Genomic DNA, 21,384 nt, shown 5'->3' on the forward strand with positions numbered 1-21,384 from the left:
GGCAGGGCATGAAGCTGTTGCTAGCACAAAATGCATCCTATTATCCTGCACTGGGCGGAGCCAATAAATCTAACCGAACGCTTATGGAAGCATTAAGCCGCTTAGGGCATGAGTGCCGCGTCGTTTCTACAGCCTTGGTCAATAGTGCCTCAGAACAAGACCAGCCGGGTGATGGTGAGATTGAGGTCATATCCTCAAGTCCCGAAGTGTCCGTCTTCCAGCTTAAAGGTGTTGCTGTTCATGCTGTGAAGGTGCGAGCAGCGATGGACAGCGCAAGGCTGAAAAACTATTTAATCAGGCAAATAGAGGACTTTGCTCCCGATAGAATTTTAATTTCTACGGAGGATGTGGGGCATGTACTGCTGGAGGCGGCTGTAAACCATGCAGCCTCCAAAGTCGTCTACCTCGCCAGAACAACGCTCTATCTGCCCTTTGGACCGGATTGTTTTATAGAGGCGCCGGATAAGACGGAGCTGCTGCGCAAAGCGGCAGCCATTGTTGTCGTAGGCGATTATCTCAAGGACTATATGTGGCAGTGGGCCAAGCTCAAAGCAGAGGTGCTGCCCATTTCCTTGTTTGGCGATGGGCCCTTTCCGAACTATGGTAATTTCGAGCAGGGCTATGTGGCCATGGTTAACCCGTGTGCTTACAAGGGGATATCCATTTTTCTAGAGCTGGCGCGCTCCTTTCCGGAGCTGTCATTTGCCGCCATCCCGACATGGGGGACGACCTCCGAAGATATGAAAGCGCTGCTGGAGCTCAAAAACGTTCGTATTTTTGATCCAGTAGACGATATGAACAAGCTTTTTTGCCAAACCCGCGTTATGCTCGTGCCGTCCCTATGGGCGGAGGCCAAATCAAGGACGATCGTTGAGGCTATGCTGCGAGGCATCCCTGTTCTGGCAAGCGACGTTGGAGGAAATCCAGAAGCCAAGCTGGGAGTAGAGTATGTGCTTCCAGTAAATCCAATTAAGGGCTACAAACAGGCTGTTGATGAACGCAGTCTGCCCGTATCGGACATACCAGAGCAGCCTATGCAGCCGTGGCAGGAGGCACTTGGACGATTATTGAGTGACAGGAAGCACTATGAGGATGTATCAAGGCGTTCACGGGAAGCGGCTCTGGATTATGTGGAAAATAGGGGAGGAAGCAGGCGTGTTGAAGCCTACTTGCTGAATTTGCAGGCTGCATCGGAAAATAGGCAGCAAACCGTCCTTGTCCCTGCTGCTAAAGAGAGCACCGTTGCCCAAATGACCGATAAGCTTACTCCTGCGCAGAAGGCGCTGCTTGCCTTAAGGTTAAATAAAAAAAATCAAAGCCGGGGTAATGACCAATGAGCAAAGGATTGGATAACAACGCGGTTGCAGAAAAATGGAGTGGCCTTTCGGACAAACAGAAGGCATTGCTGGCTCTGAGGATGAAAAAACAAGGGGCAGAGCAGCCGGCGCAAAGCTTGAAGATCACCCGGCTGGAAAGAACCGGCGAAGACCGCTTTATGGCCTCCTATTCGCAGAAGCGTTTCTGGTTTCTTGATCAATGGCATACGAACAAGGCCGCCTATAATACCCATCTTGTTTCCAAGCTGGTGGGCAGGGTGGACTTGAATGCGCTTAAGCAAACCTTCGATGCGATTGTAAGCAGGCATGAAATATTGCAGATGGTTTATCGTAATCGCGAGCATGAGGTGGAGTGCTGCCGTCATTCCAATCCGCTCGTTGTGATAGACGAGAAATCGGTAAAGGCGTTCACCAGAAAGCAGCTAGAGGAGAAGATCGAGGACTTTGTTCACGAAGAGGTGCATAATCCGTTTGATTTGGCTAACGATTTGCCAATAAGGGTGACGCTGCTATCTGCTTCCAAAAAAGAGCACTATCTGATTATCGTCATCCACCACATCGTGTCGGATATGTGGTCCTTGCGTGTGTTGAACAGGGAAATCGAATGTTTTTACAATGCCTTTGCCAATGGCCGGCAGCCGGAGCTCCCGGAGCTTCCCGTGCAGTATATGGATTATGCGCAATGGCAACGGAATCTATTAGAGGGAAAAGTGACAGAGAGACAGACCCAGTACTGGAAGGAACAATTGGCGGGAGCTCCACCGTGTCTGCCATTGCTGACGGATTTTCCCCGTCCAGATGTCCAAACCTATAATGGGAAGGTTCATAAATTTATTATTCCAGAAGGCATGGCAGGCAAAATTCAGACGCTTGCCAGTGAAGAAGCGATAACCCCCTTTGTTTTTTCACTAACGGCTTTTGCTATTTTACTTAACCGTTATACCCAAGCGGATGATATCGTCATAGGTTCTCCGGTTGCGGGGCGTACCCATAAAGAGGTTGAAAACCTGATGGGCTTGTTCATTAATACGCTGGCGATCAGAGTTCGTTTGGAGGACAATCCCCGGATCAGGGAGCTGCTGCAAACGGTCAAAAAAACGGTTATGGGCGCCGTGGCAAACCAGGAGCTTCCCTTTGAGAAGCTTGTGGAGGAATTGCAAATTGAGCGTGATTTGAGCTATTCTCCTGTTTTTCAGGTAATGTTTAATTTTCAAAGCATAGAGAAAACAGCTTTGCAGCTTGCCGAGCTGGAGGTCAGTCCTTTTTTGCGCAGCAACAATACGACAAAGTTTGATTTGAATTTGGCCGTCAAGTACATTGAAGGCGAAATGACCTGCTTCTTGACCTACAACACCGATCTATTCCTTCCCGAAACGATTCAGCGCATGGCTGGCCATTATATGGAGATTATTTCCTCTATGGCCGAAGGCTTTAACTTAAAAGCTCATGACATGGAGACGCTTACCCCACTAGAAAAACAAACACTAATCTCTGAATGGAGCTTTTCTGAACACAAAAATCATCCTGATGTTCCGTATGTTCACCGGCTTTTCGAGGAGCAAGTGCAGAAAAGTCCAGCTGCTATTGCCGCTGCTTGTCAGGGCAGGTGTTACACATACGAGGAGCTTAACCAAAGAGCCAACAAGCTTGCCCGCTATTTATCGGCTAAAGGAGTTGGCCCTGAAACACGTGTAGCCTTATTGGCTGAGCGTTCGCTTGAAACGGTAGTCGCTATTCTTGGCATTTTGAAAGCAGGCGGAGCCTACGTCCCCATTGATCCCTTGTTTCCTGTCGACCGTATCAGGTACATACTGGAGGATGCCTCCATTGATATTGTAGTTGCCGAGGAGCATTTGGTGGTTTCCTTCGGCGCTGCGAAAGCGGCGCAGTGGGTGTATCTCGACACGGACTGGCCTGCCATCGCCGAGCAGAGCAGTGACAATATGACGGTGCCGCTGCAGCGTTCCAATCTGATTTACATCATTTATACATCAGGCTCTACAGGCAAGCCGAAGGGCGTTGCAGTAGAGCATGGGAATTTTCTGAATTACTATTTCGGCGTCATGCAGAGGCTCAATGTCGAGCCAGGCCTTAAATATGCGATTGCTTCCACCTTTGCCGCTGACCTCGCCACTATTAATGTGTGGGCAGCCTTAAACACGGGGGGACAGCTTCATATTTTGACCTATGACCAATCCGTTGACTCTCAGCAGTATGCCAAATATTTCAGAGAGCACGGAATTGATGTCATCAAAATGGTCCCGAGTCATTTCAAGGCGCTGCGAGAACGGGTGAATCTGCGCGATATTATTCCGAATAAACGGCTTATCCTTGCTGGCGAGCCCTCCTATTGGGACATGATTGATGATATCAGAGCGGCTAAGCCCGAGACGGAGCTTCAAATTCATTATGGGCCGACCGAAACGACGGTGTCCATGCTGACGTATACCGTAACCGAGAAAAGGCCCGCTCAGCATACGTCGGTGCTGCCGCTGGGGCGCCCGCTGCCAAATGTTTCTATTTATGTGCTGGATCATAAAATGCAGCTGGCGCCTATAGGAGTGCCAGGCGAGCTATTCATTGGCGGGCCGGGAGTTGCCAGAGAGTATTTAGGCAGACCGGAATTAAACGTTGAGAAGTTTATTCCCAATCCGTTCGATGCGGCAAATGGCGGACGGCTTTATCGAACCGGAGATATTGTGCGTTATTTGGAAAACGGCATTATTGAGTTTTTGAGCAGAGTCGACGAGCAGGTGAAAATCCGGGGTTTTCGAATCGAGCTAGGAGAAATCCAATCATCGCTGCTCGAATACCCCGGCATCAACGATGCTTTTGTGACCGTTCATGAAGATGCTGGCGGCGAGAAAAAGATCGCTGCCTACTATGTGCAGGGCGGCTCCCAGCCGGTTAACCTATCCGCATTGCGGAACGGTCTGAAGGAGAAGCTTCCGGGCTACATGGTTCCTGCGGTATTTATGGAGCTGGATAAAATGCCCCTGAACGCCAATGGCAAGGTGGAACGCAGCGCTCTGCCAGCTCCGAATGCCGTAGAAGCAGCCTCTGAAAGCGACTATGAAGCGCCGCGAGATGAATTGGAAGCGAGGATGGCTGCTGTCTGGTCAGAGGTTTTGAACATCGAGAGAATAGGCATTAACGATGACTTTTTCAGTCTGGGAGGAGATTCCTTCAAGGCGGTCCAGGTCGTGCGGGGAATTGATCATGCGCTAAGCATTATCGACCTGTTTAAATATCCGACGATTGGGGAATTGTCTGCTATCGTTTCGCAGGGCAGCACGGACAGCGGGGACGTCCTCCACCGTCTTTCGAGGGGGGAGAGCGCCGCTGAGGAGATTGCTGTCGTGTGTATTCCCTTTGCTGGCGGGAGCGCAATTTCCTACCAGCCGCTGGCCGATGCGCTGGCGGATCATTATGCCTTATATGCGGTTCAAGTTCCCGGACATGATTTTAGCAATAAAGATGAGCGCCTTGAGCCTTTGGAAGAGGTAGCAAGGCGCTGTATGCAGGAAATAAAGGACAAGGTTGCCGCTCCATCCATTGTTGTGTATGGGCATTGTCTTGGAGGCGCTCTGGCGATTGAAATAGCGAGGCTTCTTGAGCAGGAGAATATGAACCTGGCTGGCGTCGTTATGGGAGGGAATTTTCCTGTGTCCCAGCTTCCGGGCAAGCTGTTCAAGCTGTGGAATAAGCTATTGCCACGGGACCGCCGCATTTCGAACCGTGCTTATATGGATATGCTTCGCTCCTTGGGCGGCTTCAGCGAGACGCTGTCAGGAGAGGAGCGGGATTTTATTATCCGCAGCCTCAGGCATGACCGCCGTGAAAGCGAGCGTTATTACTCTGATCGGTATGCCGATGCCAAGCATGAAAAATTAAAGGCGCCGCTGCTCTGCCTCATCGGCGAACGGGACAGAACGACCGAGTTTTACGAGGAGCAGTATAAGGATTGGGAGTATTTCAGCAGCCATGTGGATATAGACCTAATCCCGAATGCGGGACATTATTTCTTCAAGCACCAGTCCCATGACGTAGCTGATTGTATTGAAAATGGCCTAGAAGCGTGGCAGCAGCAGAAGGCGAATGAGGAGAAACAGGGGAGCGAGGAAAGTCAGAAGCAAAATCATCGGGGGACGGCAGCATCGCCGGAGGTGCTTCCGAATTTGCAAACGCTTTTCATCCTCGTTTTTGGACAGTTTATTTCCATGATGGGCTCCAGCTTAACGGGGTTTGCGATGGGTCTATGGGTTTACAGCCATTCAGGCGCCATTATGGATTTTGCCGCAACGCTGGTTTTCCACCGCCTGCCGGGTATTTTAATGCTTCCATTTGCGGGTGTTCTGGCGGACAAAATGGATCGCAGGCTTATATTGATTTGGAGTAATGTGTGCTCTGCGCTAGTCACGATAATGATTGCCTTGTTTTTCTACAGCAACGCGCTTTCGACGTGGCATATTTATGTCGCAGTAGCGGCCTTATCCATTGCAAATGCCTTTCAGCGTCCGGCCTATTTGGCCGCAGTTGCCCAAATTGCGCCCAAGCGCTATCTCGGGCAAGCCAATGGCATTGTGCAGCTCGCCACCTCTTCAAGCGAAGTGCTTGCACCGCTGCTCGGGGGCGTTCTCGTCATGACCTTTGAGCTGTCGGGCATTCTGATCATCGACTTCCTGTCCTTCATGTTTGCCATTTCGACCTTGCTCTTTATAAAATTTCCAAATTCTCTATTCCGCAAAATGGAGGAGCCCTTTTTTACTCAAATGGCCGGAGGCTGGAATTTCATCAGAAAGCGCAGAAGCTTCGTAGCCTTGATTTTGTTTTTTATGATTTCCAATTTGATGCTGGGCATGGCCAACGTCCTCATCACTCCGCTCGTGCTAACCTTTGGATCTACCGTTGTACTCGGCATGGTGACCTCAGCTATTGGCATAGGGGGACTCGCAGGCGGGGTGGCTATGGGGCTGTGGGGCGGTACGCGCAGAAGAGCGGAGGGCATGATTGGTTTTAGCTTGGTTATCGGTCTTTCCTACATTGTAATGGGGCTTACGCCAATAACTTGGCTGGTCATGGCAGGCGTATTTGTCTATGGCGTCTCGCTGTCGATGACAAACGCCCACTGGCAGACGCTGATTCAATCCAAGGTGCGGGCCGAGCTGCTTGCAAGGGTATTTTCAATCAATCAGCTATTCGCTTTGCCTACCATTCCGCTGGGCTACTATATTGGCGGACTGCTGTCGGACAAAATATTCAAACCGCTGTTTGTCGATCATCCAGAGCTTGTTAAGAGCCTGGGGTGGATTGTGGGCACGGGGCCGACACGTGGAATAGGCCTGCTGTTTATTTTAATCGGCGTATTTATGGCGGCCTGGAGCTTTCTTGGGCTAAGATACAATCCACTGCGCTATATGGATGATATTTTACCTGATGCCATTCCGGGGCCGCTGTTTATAAGGGATAAGGATCGCATTCAGCAGGAGGAAGACCGGGAACTGGAGCGGATAAACAAGCAGCTGGCGAGTAAGAACGTTTTTAGCAGGGGGAAAAAGCTATGATATTTAATGTAATGACCGTACTAAACAGTGATTATTTTGACTTTGGAAAGCTGTTTGTCAATTCCTTTTATGACAATGTTGATTTAAGCCGTATCCATAAGCTTTACGTTTATGATACTGGACTTACCGAGGACGATAAAAAATATTTGTCCGTTTTTCCGCAGATGGAAATTGTATCAACCGAGCTGAATACGAAGCATGTGCTGCTTCACGATGAGGACTGGCGCAAAAATGTATACTCCAAAACCGCTTTTTTGTTGCAGGTTATTGAGAAGGATTCACTGCCTACCGTTATGATTGATTCAGATTGCCTGTTCCTGTCTGACTTTACCCATTTGATACCGGAAAATGCTGATTTTGTCGCCTGCCACCGTGAAGAGCAGGAAGCCTTTTGTGAATATATCGCGTCCTTCTTTGTCATTAATTCCATCGAGAAAGCCTCTTCTTTTATACGGGAATGGCGAGAGGAAATGTATTATGGGACGGAAACTCACAAGGAAAGCCCGGCATTATCACGTTTAATCAATAAGGGCGGCTATCAGGTCTATGCGATCAAGGAGGATTTGGTGTCCTATACGGGTACTGAATTGACGGCGGATATAACCATCGCGCACATGAAGTCGACCAGAGGATTGCGAACGGTAGAGCAGCGAGTTAACCAGCCGCATTTGAAAGCGTATAAGGAAAAGTATTTGACGGATATTCCTATAGCTGCGGTTGGGACAGCACTTTCAGCGATGTTTTTGGAAGCTGCCTCGGAGGCTGCGTTGGAGCAAAGCTCTAGTAAAGAGCGTCCCTCCGCGCTGGACAAGCTTTCGCCAGAGAAAAGGGCACTGCTTCTAAAAAGGCTGAAAAAAGGCTGAAAAAGGGCAGATTGCCCCGATATATGGCCTACGTTACCTTCACAAAAAGAGGGGTGTACGAAATGGAACATTTGGCACAACGGTTAAAGCTCAAATATCCTCAATTGCAGCATACGGTTAAAACGATTAAATCGCCGCTTCGTTTTTGTCCCTTCGGGGCACATGTGGATCATCAAGCTGGAATGGTAGCCGGAATGACGCTGGATATTTCGGTGGATATGGTTTATGTTCAGAACGAAGAGGAGTATATAAAGGTTCAAAGCTTGGATTTTCCCGATGAGGAGTATTTTCATCTGGAGCAGGTTCCGGCGATGGTGCCGGGATTTTGGGGCAACTATTTAAGAGGGGCTGTTATGGCCCTAAGAAAGAACTATATATTAAAGCACGGTATTTATGCATTAGTTAGAGGCAAGCATCCTATTGGCGGCTTGAGCTCCTCGGCGGCGGTAACAACCGCCTATCTTCTGGCTCTTTGCGATGTGAACGGAATCAAACTCCCGCAGCTTGAGTTAATCAACTATAGCCACTGGGTAGAGAATCATTTTATCGGGCTGAATAATGGCATACTGGATCAGTCCATCAATATTTTAAGCCGTGAAGGCTATTTGACCGTGATGGATACCAAAACCAAAAGCTACGAGCTGATCGAAAGGCCGCAAGCGATGCCGGAATTTGAAGTCGTCATTGTTTATTCTGGTGTGAGCAAGGCATTGATAGGGACCGACTATAATAACCGTGTAGATGAATGCAAGGTAGCTGCATGGCTTTTGCACGAGATGGCTGGCCTGCCTATGAAAAACCTGAAGGGGACCCAGCTTAGAGATATTGAGTATGAGGTTTATCAGGCGCATAAATCGGGCTTGCAGGGCAGATTTCAGAAGAGGGCGGAGCATTTTTTTACCGAAAATGAACGGGTAAAGCAAGGCGCCGAGGCGTGGAAGCGGGGGGACCTGCAAAAATTCGGCAGTCTGATGCTTGAATCAGGAGAAAGCTCCATTCATAATTATGAATGCGGCTGTCCAGAGCTAATTAGCATTTTTCAAATCCTTAAGCAAACGCCAGGGGTATATGGAGCGAGATTCAGCGGTGCGGGCTACAGAGGCTGCTGTATTGGGCTGGTGGACCCGGCGTATAAGGAGCAAATCAAAGCCGCCATTGATGCACAATATCCAAAGCAGCATCCGGCGTATAAGGATTTGTATCAGGTGTGCTTTAGCAAAACCGATGATGGCGCGCGAATCATATAATGGGGTTTAGAAGCGAGGGAAATACGAATGAAGGCAATTATTTTAGCAGCGGGCTACGCAACTCGTCTCTATCCTTTGACAAAGGACTTTCCAAAACCTCTTCTGGAGGTTGGAGGGAAAGCGATCTTGGACCATATTATGGAGAAAATCGAAAGGGTTAGCTTGATTGACGAGATTTTTATTGTGACCAATGCCCGTTTTTATAGCCACTTTGTAGACTGGGCGAGACAATCAGCTTACACCAAGCCGATTAAAGTCATTGATGATCGGACGACGAGCAACGAGAATCGCTTGGGAGCTATTGCCGACTTGCAGTTTGTCTTGGAGCAGGAAAAGCTCGGCGATGAGCTTCTGGTCATGGCTGGCGACAATCTTTTTGATTTCGAGCTAGCTGATATGGTTCGTTTCTATCAAAGGGCGAGTACGGATACGATTGCAGCCCATGAGATGGAGGACAGCGATTTTCTTAGACGCACAGGTGTTATCCAGATGGATGCTAAGGGTAGAGTTATTGATTTTGAGGAAAAGCCGGCACAGCCCAAATCGAAGCTGGCCTGTCCTCCCTTTTATATTTACCAGCAGTCTACACTTCCTTTAATCAAGGTGTATTTGGCAGAGGGCAATAACCCTGATGCGCCAGGCAACTTTGTTCCTTGGCTGATTCGGCATAAAGAGGTTCATGCTTACAAGTTTGAAGGGAAACGCTTTGATATTGGGACATTGGAGAGCTATCACGAGGCGAGGAAGCTGTTCGCAAAGCAGAGTTAATTGGTAAAATGGCTAGGGCGTGCAGGCAAGCCGAACTCGCTCTGCCACTCCTATTTGGAGGACTGAGGTTCCGCTATTTTGGCTTTTGAACCGATTTCATGCTGTGAGCGGACAGGAGATTCGTTATGACCTGCATCTTCCCGTTAAAATGGCTATTGGCGGGACATTAACGACTCTTGTGTCCGCGTCCTCTGCCATAACCCGTGATTCCGTTGAATTAGCGGCTGCTGTGTCCGCCAAGCCTATTTTTCTTTGTAGGAGTAAAAATCGTAAAATGCCCAGCTCCTCCAATCCGTGAAAAAGGAGGCGCTGGGCATTTGTTATTTACCGTGGAAACGTGTCTTAGTGCAGCGACTGCAAAGCAGCAGGCGTAAACGGAATTAATTCATCCTGCCGTCCATTGCGGACTTTATCTGCCCATGCAGGATCGACGAGCAGGGCGCGGCCGACTGCTACAAGATCAAATTCGCCTGCATCGAGGCGAGAAGCTAGATCATCCACATTGGCGTTTTCTGCGCCCTTGCCTTCGGTAAAGAGGCTCATGAAATCGCCATCTAGCCCTACGGAGCCAACCGTAATCGTTGGTTTGCCTGTAAGCTTTTTCGTCCAGCCTGCAAAATTGAGCTCCGAGCCTTCAAATTCCGGCTCCCAAAAGCGGCGGGTAGAGCAGTGGAAAATATCTACGCCAGCTTCTACAAGCGGAGCAAGAAACTGTCCTAATTCCTCAGGAGTGCTCGCAAGCTTAGCTGTGTACTCGGACGATTTCCATTGCGAGAGGCGAATAATAATTGGAAAATCAGGCCCTACAGCTTGGCGGCAAGCTTCGATAATCTCGACGGCAAAACGTGTTCTCGACAGCATATCGCCACCGTAACGATCTGTCCGTTTATTCGTTTTCTCCCAGAAAAATTGGTCGATCAAATAGCCGTGCGCGCCATGGAGCTCAATGCCGTCAAAGCCAATCCGCTTTGCATCGGCAGCTGCTTGCGCGTAAGCTGCAACAAGGTCTTTAATTTCAGCCTCAGTCAAAGGCTCATTAACGACCTCACCCTCTGCGGTAACGCCGGAAGGGCCGATCGGCAATGCCTCTGGGTTCGGATGGGAGCCGACCTTGCGCGTTGTGCCAACATGCCAAATCTGTGGAACGATTTTGCCGCCAGCCGCGTGAACCGCCTCGACGACCTTCGCCCAGCCATTTAATGCAGCCTCGCCATGAAAGTTAGGGATATTTGGATTATCGGTGGCAGCCGGATGGTTAATCAGCGTGCCTTCTGTTACGATTAAGCCAACGCCATTTTCGGCGCGGCGTCTATAGTAGGCGACAACATCTTCACCCGGAACGCCATTTGGAGAAAAACCGCGGGTCATCGGTGCCATTACGATACGGTTAGGCAGGGAAAGCGAACCTGCAGAAAACGGCTTAAACAACGATTGACTGGAACTCATAAATAAAAAACCTCCTAATCGAATAGAAAATCTATAATTCTATAAAAATAGATATAAAAGCATGAAATGAACAGGCATAAGCAAGGTTATAGCTCATCCTGAATCATTTCTTTGAAAAGCCGAATGTTAGCTTCATTGCGTCTGTAATAAGTGTGCTGTCCGATCCGCTTTGACTCTAGCAAGCCTGCTTTATGCATTTTCACTAAATAGCCGGATATAACGGATTGCGCTAGACCCGATTTTTCAGCAAACGAACCGACGCAGACCCCTCCAGCAAACTGACAAGCATCGGTTAGATGGCATTGAGGCCCGAAATGCTCCTCAGGTGTTTTCAGCCATTTTAAAATATGGTACCGTTTCTCGTTAGACACAGCTTTAAGTATTGATAAAGTATCCATGAGGCTTAGTATATCTATTTTTATAGAAATGTCAAATTGTTATTTGTCTAATCTATTAAATGGGTTGAACGGACAAAAGCATCGCGTGTAAAATAGTGGGGAATAATGGAAAGAAAGGATGGATGCTGCTTGGCGATTCAATCGTTATATAAGTTATGGGATGATATGGAGCATTTCGACTTGGGAGATTCCGAGGCAACAGCAGCGGAATGGCAAGGTCATAAGAGCTTGTATTTAGAAAAGATGAATGCTGCCGTATTTCTGCGCGAGGAGCTGCCGTTTACCTCCTTCCGTTTGAAGGCCGAGGTGGCGATTCCACATAAGGTCGGCTTTATTGGCTTTATATTCGGAGCAGTGGATACCCAAAATTATGAGCTCGTCTATTTGGCTCCCGTCGAAATTCAATATGATCCGATTATGAATGGGTCAATGACCTGGCAAATATATAATGGAGCCCGCTATCAGAAAGCATTGCCTAACACAACGGGGGTTTGGCAGAAGCTCGCGATTGAGGTGCATCCGAACGGTGCGTTGGTTTATTTGGGCGATGATTCCGAACCAAAGCTCATTGTGACAAAATTGCAGCATGGGGGCAGGCCAGGAAAAATTGGTTTTTGGAGTTTTATGCATAGCTATATTCGAGATTTATCTATTGAACAAATCGAGCCACGGCCACTGAATGAAAGCGGAGCTGAAATGTACAAGCAAGGCAAAGACATTGTCTTAGCGGATACTACGGTAAGAGAATGGATGCTGTCAGAGCCTTATTTACAAGGAGAGAACTCTCCCGCAGAGCAGCGCTGGCTGAAGGCGAAGGTGGAGGAGAACGGCATACTCAATGTTAATCGCTGGTTTACAGCAGAGCCTGGGAGCACGGTAGAGGCTAGAAGTATGATTCAGCTTCCTTCCAATCACGAATCCGTTATTTCATTTGGTTTTAGCGATCATCTTCGGCTGTGGATTAATGATCAGGAAATTTACCAAGGAAGCTGGCAGTGGAATCCGCCGTCAAGCGATGGAAGAATTTCTGGAGACTTTTATCAGGCAGTTGTCAAATGGCAAGCTGGTGAAAACCGTATTCGTGCGGAGATAGCGCAAAGCGAAAGTTTTGGCTGGGGTTTGACATTGCGGACAGGCCTAAACGATGTATTTTAATTTTTTTTCATAAATCAAAATAAGGGCTTTCCCGTCAGGTCATTATCGCCTTGACGGGAGAGCCCTTGTTTAGTCGATATAGCTTATTCCGTTATCGGAAACCAGCCTGGCGCGTGCGTAATCGCTCCCCATAAGCCATCAGGAATGACAAGACGCTCTTGATCCTGCTTGGATAGCGTAGTCACGATAGCCTGCTCGTTGCCTTGCTTGATTTTCTCCGTCCAATCCGGGTCCATAATGAGCTCGCGGCCGAGGGCGATGAACGGCACGCCGGAGTTTTTCGCTTGCAGAGCCTCCTCAGCAGTTGTGATGCCGCCAACGCCGATGAATGGAATGTGCTCGCTGTATTTTTCGACGAACCAGGCCATGCGGCTTTGTGAATCCTGTTCGCCTCTGCGCGGCTTCGACCAGAAATCATTAAGCGACACATGCAAATAATCCAGCTTCTGCTCGATTAGAGCGTTAACGAGATGGTACGAATGCTCCATCGTCAAGCCTTCCTCTTCAGGCTCCTCCGGCGAGAAGCGATAGCCCACCAGAAATGGCTGTGGCGCCAAAGCTGCCGCTTTCTGAACGGCTTCAACGACGTAGAGCGGGAACGCCATCCGTTTATGGATGGAGCCGCCCCAGTCGTCGGTACGCACATTGGAAGCCGGGGAATAAAATTGCTGCAGCAAATAGCCGTTGGCGCCGTGAATTTCCACACCGTCAAAGCCAGCCTCAATGGCGCGGCGGGTCGCTTCGCCAAAGTCGGCGATAATCGCTTTGATTTCCTCCTCGGTTAGCTCGCGTGGTACAATACCGCCTTCCTGCTGGGCAATGCTGCTGGCGCTCACTAAATCATCATTCGGCACTAGGCCGGGGAAGCAGGATCTTCCGCCATGAAAAATTTGCAAAATCGCCTTAGCGCCGCGGCTTTTAATCGCATCGGCCAGACGCTTAAGGCTCGGAATCATCTCGTCGGTATCCGCGCCAAATTCGCCCGGGAAGCCTTTACCGTTGCGGCTTACGTAGACGCAAGCTGTAACGACGATGCCGGGCCCCGCACTGCGACGGCTGTAGTAGGCGAGCTCCTCATCAGGCACGGTGCCGTCCGGGTTGGACGAGCAGGTTGTCATAGGCGCCATTACAATACGATTATGTACAGTCATGCCATTCGCGAAAGTGAATGGTTCAAATAAAGGCTGAAATTGCGGTTTCATTTTCTTTTCCTCCTGATCGCGTAAGAGCAGGCACCGTCTTAAAATAAAAAGACAAGAAACGGCTCTTTCATAGTTTATTGCCAAATACTATGCGCTTTATTTTATATGATAGCAGCGGGAAAGGAAAGCGGAGCGAATAAGGTTGCTCATGCGTGACCTTCACACTAGCACTTGTCCATGTCTTGCAACTCAGAGTATAGTAATAACTTATAACGCATGTGCAGGTCCTTACAAGGTTGATGGTGCTGCGCAACAAAGGAGCGTGCCATGAAGCTGCAACGGCTGTACGATCAATACGTCCGAAATAATTTGTTTATGAAAATGATTTTGCTGTTTGTTTTGATTACAACGGGTACAATTGTCACCTTTGCTTATTTTATGTATGATTTTATGTCGCAATCCATCGTCCGCAATGAGCTGGAAAATCAGAAAAAAGCGATGGATAGCGTAAACAGCTATATGACCCGCAAATATGATTCCGTCCAGTCCATGATGGTGGATGTATACCGCAATGAGCCGCTATCGCTGAATTTATCTTATTTTTTGCAAAACCCGTTTGATGACTATATGAAATTCAGGCTCGATCAAAATATAGATGAGACGAGTGCGAGTCTGCCGAAGGGGCTCGACTATTTTGACAATAAGCTGGAGGACGATCCTGATATCGAAAATTTGCTGCTGTACAGCTCGAATCGGCAGTTTCTATATGTATATAAGAAAAATCATGTCACGAAGCTCATTTCGTCCAACGCCTCGCGTTCCTACATTCCCGATGCAATGGCTCAGGAGGATACCCGCGTATCGGTTCCGAATATTTGGGTGCGGCGCGCCATTGAGCAGCACGATCCGGAGCTGTATGCTTTTCGGCTTCCGATTAATGACAAGCAGACGCTTAAAGGGCTGGGCCAATTGCTCGTTTACTTCAAATCGGAAAATATTGCGCAGGTGCTGAAAAATTATGAGGGTCAGCTTAAAGGCTACATTGTCGTGCTGAATCCGGCAGGGGAGGTGCTGTTTGACTCCTCGGACAAGTATTATGGACAAATGTATCCGTATATGGATCAGCTTGACACGCTTTATGGAACGGCAATGCTGGAGCAGGAGTCCTATGTCACGACGCTGACGCAAAATCAGGCGGGCTTTATCGTCGTCGGCGTAGCGCCGAAGGCGGAGGTCGCAGCAGCAGCCCAAGGGCTGAAGCAGATGATTATGCTGATCAGCGCGCTGTGCATTGCCGTCGTGCTGCTGGTGCCGACGCTCGCCGTCGTCAATTTTGCCAAACGGACGAATAAAATTATTCGCTTTATGCGCAAGGTGGAGAGCGGTGAGCTGGGCGCGCGCATTCAAGATGACAGGGGCGATGAGCTGGGGCAAATTGCGCGCAGCTTTAATGATATGCTCGATGAGCTAAGCCGCCATATCGACACAGTATATAAGGCGGAAATCAAGCAAAAGCATACGGAGCTTGCGGCTTTGCAGGCGAGGGTTAATCCGCATTTTCTATACAATACGCTGGAGGTTATTCGCATGCGGGCCGTCTCGCAGGGGGCGAAGGATGTTGGCGAAATGATTTACAGCCTGTCGGTGCTGTTCAAAAGCTTTGTTCAGCCGAAGGGGAGCAATACGCTTAAGGATGAGCTGGAAACGGCGCGGCTGTATTTAGAGCTGTTTCGCATTCGTTATAAGGACAGGCTTGCCTATGCTATCTTTTGCGAGGAAGGGCTTGGCGACAAGCAGGTGATGCGGATGGCGCTCCAGCCGCTTATTGAAAATTACGTGGTGCATGGCTTGCGGCCCCGCAGCATGGACAACGAAGTTCAAGTGGACGTGCGGCGCAAGGAGGAGCGGATTTGGGTGACGATTGCCGATAACGGCAGCGGCATCAGCAGCAAGCAGCTGGAGGAAATCCGGCAAAGACTGGCACTGCCAGAGGAAGCTGGAGGCGATTCCTTCGGACTTAGAAGCGTGCATGAGCGGCTGCAATTGCTATACGGAAGCGAATATGGGCTCGATATCGACAGCAAAGAGGGAGAGGGGACGACGGTCACGCTGTCCTTTCCCTATGACAAGGAGGCAGAGCATGTATAGAGTATTCATCGTGGATGATGAGCCATTTATTATTGATGGACTATATGACATTATTGACTGGTCGGCCTTTGGCCTAGAAATCGTCGGCAGCGCGGAAAATGGTCAGGAAGCGCTGGCCGCTTTGATGGATTTACCCGCTGATATATTATTGACCGATATTTCGATGCCGACGATGGATGGCCTCACGCTTATTCGGGAAGTGCGTAAATTTCGCCCGGATCTCAAAATGATTATTTTAAGCGGCTATAGCGAGTTCAATTATATAAAAGAGGGCTTAAAGCTTGGCGTCGAAAACTACTTGCTCAAGCCGATTAATCTTGACGAGCTGCAGGAAACGCTCGCGGGCACGATTGACAAGCTGAACGCCAGCAAGGCGGACCGACTGTTCAGCGAATACGATATTCGTATTTTGCGCGATAATATATTGTACCGCTGGCTGACAGGGCGCATTGCGCCAAATGAGCTGCAGGAGCGAATGGAGCTGCTTCAGCTAAGTCTCGACCGACCGTATGTCGTTACCGCTGTCATACGTACGGATGAGCCGTCATCACCAGCCTACGAGGCTGCTCAGCGCTTAGCGCTGCAAGACTCGTCGATGCTGCCGTTTGTCGATATTGATGGCGATTTGGTCATCGTATTTATGCTTGATGAGCCTGAGGAGGGCAAGCGTAAGGCGATAGAAAAGCTGCGAGGTATGCAGCCGAAGCTGGCGAGGCGCGTCATGCGGCTCTCCATCGGCAGCGCCGAGGCAATGGGGGAAGCAGCGCCGCGCAGCTATGCGAATGCGAAGAAGGCGCAGGAATATTTTCTGCTGCATGATGATCTCGAAATATTAGATTATGATCTGCTTGTGCAGGGAGAGGCGTCAGGGACGGCAAACGAGGCTGCTGCCCCGCTCGATTGGCCCTCCTTTGCGAGGCTGATTAAAGCGAGGGATATAGAGAAGCTCCATGAAGCGATTGAGGCGGAGTTCGAGCGCTGTCATGCAAGGGAAGGCATTACACCTGCCTTCATACAAAGCATGGCGATTGAGCTGATGATTCGCTTCAAGATGGAGCTGAGGGAGATCAAGCAGACCGATCAGCCGGAGCTGTATGAGGCGGGCTTCGCCAAAATTATGCAGCTTGCTTCGATTGACGGACTGATGGCGGTTGTGAAGGAAGCAGCAGCCTTGACGGTGGAATCGCTGCTGCGGGATGTGAAAAGCCCGATCATTCAATTGGTGCTGAGCGAGGTGCATGAGCACTATGCCCAGCCGTTGTCGCTTAAGCTGCTCGGTCAGCAATATCATATTCATCCGGTTTATCTCGGCCATCTGTTCCAGAAGGAGACGAATGAAACCTTTACGGAATATATAAATAAATACCGCATCGGCAAAGCACAGCAGCTGCTAAAGGAAACGCAGCTTAAGGTGCAGGAAATTGCGGCAACCGTCGGCTACTGGGAGACAGGCTATTTTTACAAACAATTTAAAAAATACGTCGGAATTTCCCCGACTGAATACAAGGGACTACTCTAATCACAGGATGGAGTAGTTTTTTCTTTAATTTGTACATCATACCTTTAGTTTGTGGTCTATATGAAAATAGCTGCATCCGTTAATTTTAAACATAGAGTACAGAACATAGATTGGGGAGGAAAAAAAATGAGTAACAAGAGAAAAAGATTTATGCCGCTGCTTGCCTTGCTGATGGTTGCATCGCTTGTGCTGGGCGCTTGCGGAAGTAAAAATGAAAGCGGCGGTGAAGCGGGAACAGCCGAAAAACCGGTTGAGCTTATCTGGTACACCATTGGTACACCGCAAAAAGATGTAGATAAAGTGATGGCCGAGGTGAGCAAATACACGGCGGAGAAAATTGGCGTTACGATTAAAATGAATATGGTGGACTGGGGCGATTACGCTCAGAAGCTGCAAGTGATGACAGCATCCGGCGATCCGGTTGACATTATGTTTACAGCTTCATGGGCATTCGATTATGTGCAAAATGCAAGAAAAGGCGCTTTCCTGCAAATCGACGATTTGCTGAAGGAAAAAGGCCAAGGCATCGTTAGCGCACTGGACCCGGCTTTCCTTGAAGGCTCCAAGGTCGATGGCCATAACTACGGCATTCCAGCCAATAAAGAATTGCCGGCGCAAGAGGTATGGCGCTTCAACAAGCAGTTGCTCGACAAGTACGGCCTAGACATTTCAGGAGTAAACACGCTAGAGAGCTTGGAGCCGCTGCTGAAAACGATTAAAGAAAATGAGCCGGACGTATACGCGCTTGCGGTAGACAAAAACCAAATGCCGTATGTGAAATACGACTACATTATTGAGAAGCTGCCAATGGCGGTTGCGCTCGATACAACAGACTACAAAATCGTAAACGTGCTTGATACGCCTGAGATGAAGCAAATTCTCGGCACGATGCACAAATATTACAAAGCAGGCTACATTCCGACGGAAGCCGCAACGATGGATTCCATGACGGATGCGCAAACGACGGGCAAATGGTTTGCGGACCGTGCGACCTCGCAGCCATTCGCGGACAATCTATGGTCGGCGAGCTACGGCTACCCAGTTGTATCGACGCCAGCGAGCGATGCTCTCATTTACAACTGGTCGGTCATGGGCTCGATGCAGGCCATTTCCGCTAACTCCGCTTATCCAGAAAAAGCGATGGAGTTTCTGAACCTGCTGAATACGGACCCTGTCCTGCGCAATATGATTGATTCGGGTATTGAAGGCGTGCATTACAAAAAGGTAAGCGACACCGTTATGGAAAATCTCGACGAGTCGAAAAACTACGATATGCCAACCTTCTCGCTTGGCAATCTGATGATTACGTATTTGAATACGACAGACCCGGCGAACAAATGGGAAGAGTTCAAGAAGTTTAATGATGCGGGTACAGTAGCGCCGCTGCTGGGCTTCAACTTCGATACTTCGAAGGTGACAACAGAAATTGCTTCTGTACAAAACGTAAAAGAAGAGTACTGGGCCGCTCTAATGACCGGTACGGTTGACCCTGAAGTTTATTTGCCGCGTGCCAATGAGAAGTTTAAAGCGGCAGGCCTGGATAAAATTATTGAGGAAGCGCAGCGCCAGCTTGATGAGTGGAGAGCCGCGAACGGCAAGTAAAGCGGAAGGCGTGGGGCGAATGATCGTATTCGCTTCATGCCTTCTCTCATTAATTCGACTGCGAAGAGGTGAAGAAAGTGGGAGCTATAGGACGTTTTTTCAAGGATATGAACAAAAATACTGCCATGCTGCTAATGGTGCTTCCAGCTACAGCCTGGTTTATTCTATTTTCCTACCTGCCGATGGCGGGCATGATTATTGCCTTCAAGGAATACCGCTACAGCCGCAATGGCTTTCTGGCCAGCATTATGGAAAGCAAATGGGTAGGCTTTCAAAACTTCAAGTTTCTGTTCAGTACGAATGATGCCTATATCATTACTCGCAATACGGTGCTGTACAATGTTGTGTTTATCGTGCTGGGCCTTGTCATTGCAGTAGCAATGGCGATTATGCTTGCCGAAATTACGAACAAGCGCCTTGCCAAGCTTTATCAAACGGGGATGTTTCTGCCTTATTTTCTATCGTGGGTTATCGTGGGCTACTTCGTCTACAGCTTCTTGAGCTTGGATAGAGGCGTGTTCAACCAAATTGCGGAGATGCTGGGCATGGACCCGGTCAACTGGTATTCGAGCCCTGGCTATTGGCCGGTTATGATCGTCGTCGTCTTCCTATGGAAATCGGTCGGCTATAATAGCGTCATTTATTTGGCCGCTATTATGGGCATCGACAAGTCGCTTTATGAAGCGGCAATGATTGACGGCGCAAACAAATGGCAGCAAATCCGCAATGTAACGCTTCCGATGCTGATGCCGCTCATGACGATTTTGACGCTGCTGGCGATCGGGAAAATTTTCTATGCCGACTTTGGCCTCTTCTTCCAAGTGCCGCGCGATTCGGGTACGCTCTATAGCGTGACGAACGTTATTGATACTTACGTTTATCGCGGGCTTAAATCCACGGGTGAGATCGGCATGACGACGGCTGCGGGCTTGTACCAGTCGATTATCGGCTTCATTCTGGTTATTACATCCAATGGTATCGTACGCAAGTTTAATAAGGACAACGCATTGTTTTAGGACGGGCGTCAGCAGGCTTGCTCAACATGTACGAAGAACAGAAGTCCAAAACAAAAGGGGGAAACGGCTGTGTCTGTTGGAACGATTAAGAGCCGTGATTTTCATAAGCTCTCGCCAGCGTGGAATTTTATTTTTCATGCCGTGGCTGGTATATTTGCCTTATTATGCGTCTTTCCATTTCTGTTTGTAACGATTATTTCCTTCACGGATGAGGCGACGCTCGCCAGCAATGGCTATCAGATCATTCCAGAAAAATGGAGCCTGGAGGCGTACCGCTATTTATTCAAGGCGGGCGACCAGCTGTTGCGTTCGTATGGCGTCACGATTACGATTACAATAGTCGGCACAATTATCGGTGTCGTATGCTCCGCCTTGTTCGCTTATGCGATTTCGCGCCGCAATTTTAAGTATCGCAACTTTTTCGCCTTTTTTGCCTTCTTCACGATGCTGTTTAATGGCGGTCTCGTTCCGACGTATATCGTCATGACACAGCTGCTAGGGCTGAAGGATTCCTTGTGGGCACTTATTTTGCCGCTAGCGGTTAATGCTTTCTACATTATGATTTTGCGGACGTTTTTCTCGACGATGGTGCCGGATGCCATTATTGAATCGGGCAAAATCGACGGCGCTGGCGAGTTCGGCATTTTCTTCCGCCTCGTTTTGCCTTTGTCGCTTCCAGGTCTTGCGACCATTGGCCTGTTCTGTACGCTAGGCTACTGGAATGATTGGTTCAATGCGCTGCTGTATATTGATTCTCCTAATTTGGTGCCGCTGCAATCCATGCTGATGCGAATTGAGAACAGCATGCAATTTATTATGAAAAATTCACAAAATGCTTCGCTAAGCGTGGGCGTGCTGCAATCCATGCCGCAGGATACGTCGCGTATGGCCATGGTCGTGCTGGCAACCGGCCCGATTGTGTTCGCTTATCCGTTTTTCCAGCGTTATTTTATTCAAGGCCTGACGGTAGGCGCTGTAAAAGAATAGATGCTGCTTATGAAAGGTTTAGAAATATTAATAGGCTATATAAGTTGAACCGAAGAAAGCAATGTGGCAGGGGAGAAACGGAGGGAAAGGTTGGAACTGGAGAGAGTAAAGCTTTCCGAAGGAAAGCCGCTTCGTAAGCATTAGCCTTTGTTTTCTTATTTCAACCTCAAAGAGGGATAATAAAGGAAATCA

The 21,384-nt window shown here is 48.9% G+C and carries 13 protein-coding genes; 11 read left to right on the forward strand and 2 right to left on the reverse strand.

Annotated features, from left to right (window positions below; translation table 11 throughout):
• Positions 1-8: 8 nt before the first annotated feature.
• From V5J77_RS09910 to V5J77_RS09930, 5 genes are all read left to right on the forward strand, one after another.
• Positions 9-1,337, forward strand: coding sequence for a glycosyltransferase family 4 protein (locus V5J77_RS09910; protein ID WP_338555612.1), 1,329 nt, complete (start codon positions 9-11; stop codon positions 1,335-1,337).
• Positions 1,334-6,901 carry an amino acid adenylation domain-containing protein gene (locus tag V5J77_RS09915; RefSeq protein ID WP_338555613.1) on the forward strand — a complete coding sequence of 1,856 codons (5,568 nt, stop codon included), beginning with the start codon at positions 1,334-1,336 and terminating at the stop codon, positions 6,899-6,901. The genes V5J77_RS09910 and V5J77_RS09915 overlap by 4 nt, the downstream gene beginning before the upstream one ends.
• A complete protein-coding gene (locus tag V5J77_RS09920) occupies positions 6,898-7,764 on the forward strand; it encodes a hypothetical protein (RefSeq protein WP_338555614.1) in 867 nt (288 codons plus the stop codon). Before V5J77_RS09915 ends, V5J77_RS09920 begins: the two co-directional genes overlap by 4 nt.
• A gap of 62 nt (positions 7,765-7,826) precedes the next feature.
• A complete protein-coding gene (locus V5J77_RS09925; RefSeq protein WP_338555615.1) occupies positions 7,827-9,011 on the forward strand; it encodes a hypothetical protein in 1,185 nt (394 codons plus the stop codon).
• A gap of 27 nt (positions 9,012-9,038) precedes the next feature.
• Positions 9,039-9,779 (forward strand): nucleotidyltransferase family protein, encoded by a 741-nt coding sequence (locus V5J77_RS09930; RefSeq protein ID WP_338555616.1) that lies wholly within the window; start codon positions 9,039-9,041, stop codon positions 9,777-9,779.
• Between the two features lie 342 nt (positions 9,780-10,121).
• Here V5J77_RS09930 and V5J77_RS09935 read toward each other — a convergent pair whose 3' ends face one another.
• On the reverse strand, positions 10,122-11,225 hold the full coding sequence (locus V5J77_RS09935) for an NADH:flavin oxidoreductase (protein ID WP_338555617.1): 1,104 nt from the start codon (positions 11,223-11,225) through the stop codon (positions 10,122-10,124).
• Positions 11,226-11,752: 527 nt separating this feature from the next.
• On the opposite strand from V5J77_RS09935, the gene V5J77_RS09940 reads away from it, so the two are divergent.
• Positions 11,753-12,778: a hypothetical protein gene (locus V5J77_RS09940; RefSeq protein ID WP_338555618.1), complete on the forward strand. Its 1,026-nt coding sequence runs from the start codon at positions 11,753-11,755 to the stop codon at positions 12,776-12,778.
• A gap of 83 nt (positions 12,779-12,861) precedes the next feature.
• On the opposite strand, the gene V5J77_RS09945 is transcribed toward V5J77_RS09940, so the two are convergent.
• The gene (locus V5J77_RS09945; protein WP_338555619.1) at positions 12,862-13,980 is read right to left on the reverse strand and encodes an NADH-dependent flavin oxidoreductase; all 1,119 of its coding nucleotides are present in this window, start codon (positions 13,978-13,980) and stop codon (positions 12,862-12,864) included.
• 267 nt (positions 13,981-14,247) lie between these two features.
• On the opposite strand from V5J77_RS09945, the gene V5J77_RS09950 reads away from it, so the two are divergent.
• The 5 genes from V5J77_RS09950 (at position 14,248) to V5J77_RS09970 (ending at position 21,192) form a co-directional block, all read left to right on the forward strand.
• On the forward strand, positions 14,248-16,068 hold the full coding sequence (locus V5J77_RS09950) for a sensor histidine kinase (protein ID WP_338555620.1): 1,821 nt from the start codon (positions 14,248-14,250) through the stop codon (positions 16,066-16,068).
• Positions 16,061-17,587: a response regulator transcription factor gene (locus tag V5J77_RS09955; protein ID WP_338555621.1), complete on the forward strand. Its 1,527-nt coding sequence runs from the start codon at positions 16,061-16,063 to the stop codon at positions 17,585-17,587. Before V5J77_RS09950 ends, V5J77_RS09955 begins: the two co-directional genes overlap by 8 nt.
• 126 nt (positions 17,588-17,713) lie before the next feature.
• On the forward strand, positions 17,714-19,189 hold the full coding sequence (locus V5J77_RS09960; RefSeq protein WP_338555622.1) for an ABC transporter substrate-binding protein: 1,476 nt from the start codon (positions 17,714-17,716) through the stop codon (positions 19,187-19,189).
• 77 nt (positions 19,190-19,266) lie between these two features.
• Positions 19,267-20,205, forward strand: a complete 939-nt coding sequence (locus V5J77_RS09965) for an ABC transporter permease subunit (protein ID WP_338555623.1) — start codon at positions 19,267-19,269, stop codon at positions 20,203-20,205.
• Positions 20,206-20,274: 69 nt separating this feature from the next.
• Positions 20,275-21,192, forward strand: a complete 918-nt coding sequence (locus tag V5J77_RS09970) for a carbohydrate ABC transporter permease (RefSeq protein ID WP_338555624.1) — start codon at positions 20,275-20,277, stop codon at positions 21,190-21,192.
• Positions 21,193-21,384: the final 192 nt, after the last annotated feature.

The organism is Paenibacillus sp. KS-LC4 (genome assembly GCF_036894955.1).
Classification (GTDB): Bacteria; Bacillota; Bacilli; order Paenibacillales; family Paenibacillaceae; genus Pristimantibacillus.

Bases quoted from the DNA above. Each gene is read 5' to 3' on its own strand.
- V5J77_RS09910 (WP_338555612.1), top strand. From the start codon at position 9: ATGAAGCTGTTGCTAGCACAAAATGCATCCTATTATCCTGCACTGGGC.
- V5J77_RS09915 (WP_338555613.1), top strand. From the start codon at position 1,334: ATGAGCAAAGGATTGGATAACAACGCGGTTGCAGAAAAATGGAGTGGC.
- V5J77_RS09920 (WP_338555614.1), top strand. From the start codon at position 6,898: ATGATATTTAATGTAATGACCGTACTAAACAGTGATTATTTTGACTTT.
- V5J77_RS09925 (WP_338555615.1), top strand. From the start codon at position 7,827: ATGGAACATTTGGCACAACGGTTAAAGCTCAAATATCCTCAATTGCAG.
- V5J77_RS09930 (WP_338555616.1), top strand. From the start codon at position 9,039: ATGAAGGCAATTATTTTAGCAGCGGGCTACGCAACTCGTCTCTATCCT.
- V5J77_RS09935 (WP_338555617.1), bottom strand. From the start codon at position 11,225: ATGAGTTCCAGTCAATCGTTGTTTAAGCCGTTTTCTGCAGGTTCGCTT.
- V5J77_RS09945 (WP_338555619.1), bottom strand. From the start codon at position 13,980: ATGAAACCGCAATTTCAGCCTTTATTTGAACCATTCACTTTCGCGAAT.
- V5J77_RS09950 (WP_338555620.1), top strand. From the start codon at position 14,248: ATGAAGCTGCAACGGCTGTACGATCAATACGTCCGAAATAATTTGTTT.
- V5J77_RS09955 (WP_338555621.1), top strand. From the start codon at position 16,061: ATGTATAGAGTATTCATCGTGGATGATGAGCCATTTATTATTGATGGA.
- V5J77_RS09960 (WP_338555622.1), top strand. From the start codon at position 17,714: ATGAGTAACAAGAGAAAAAGATTTATGCCGCTGCTTGCCTTGCTGATG.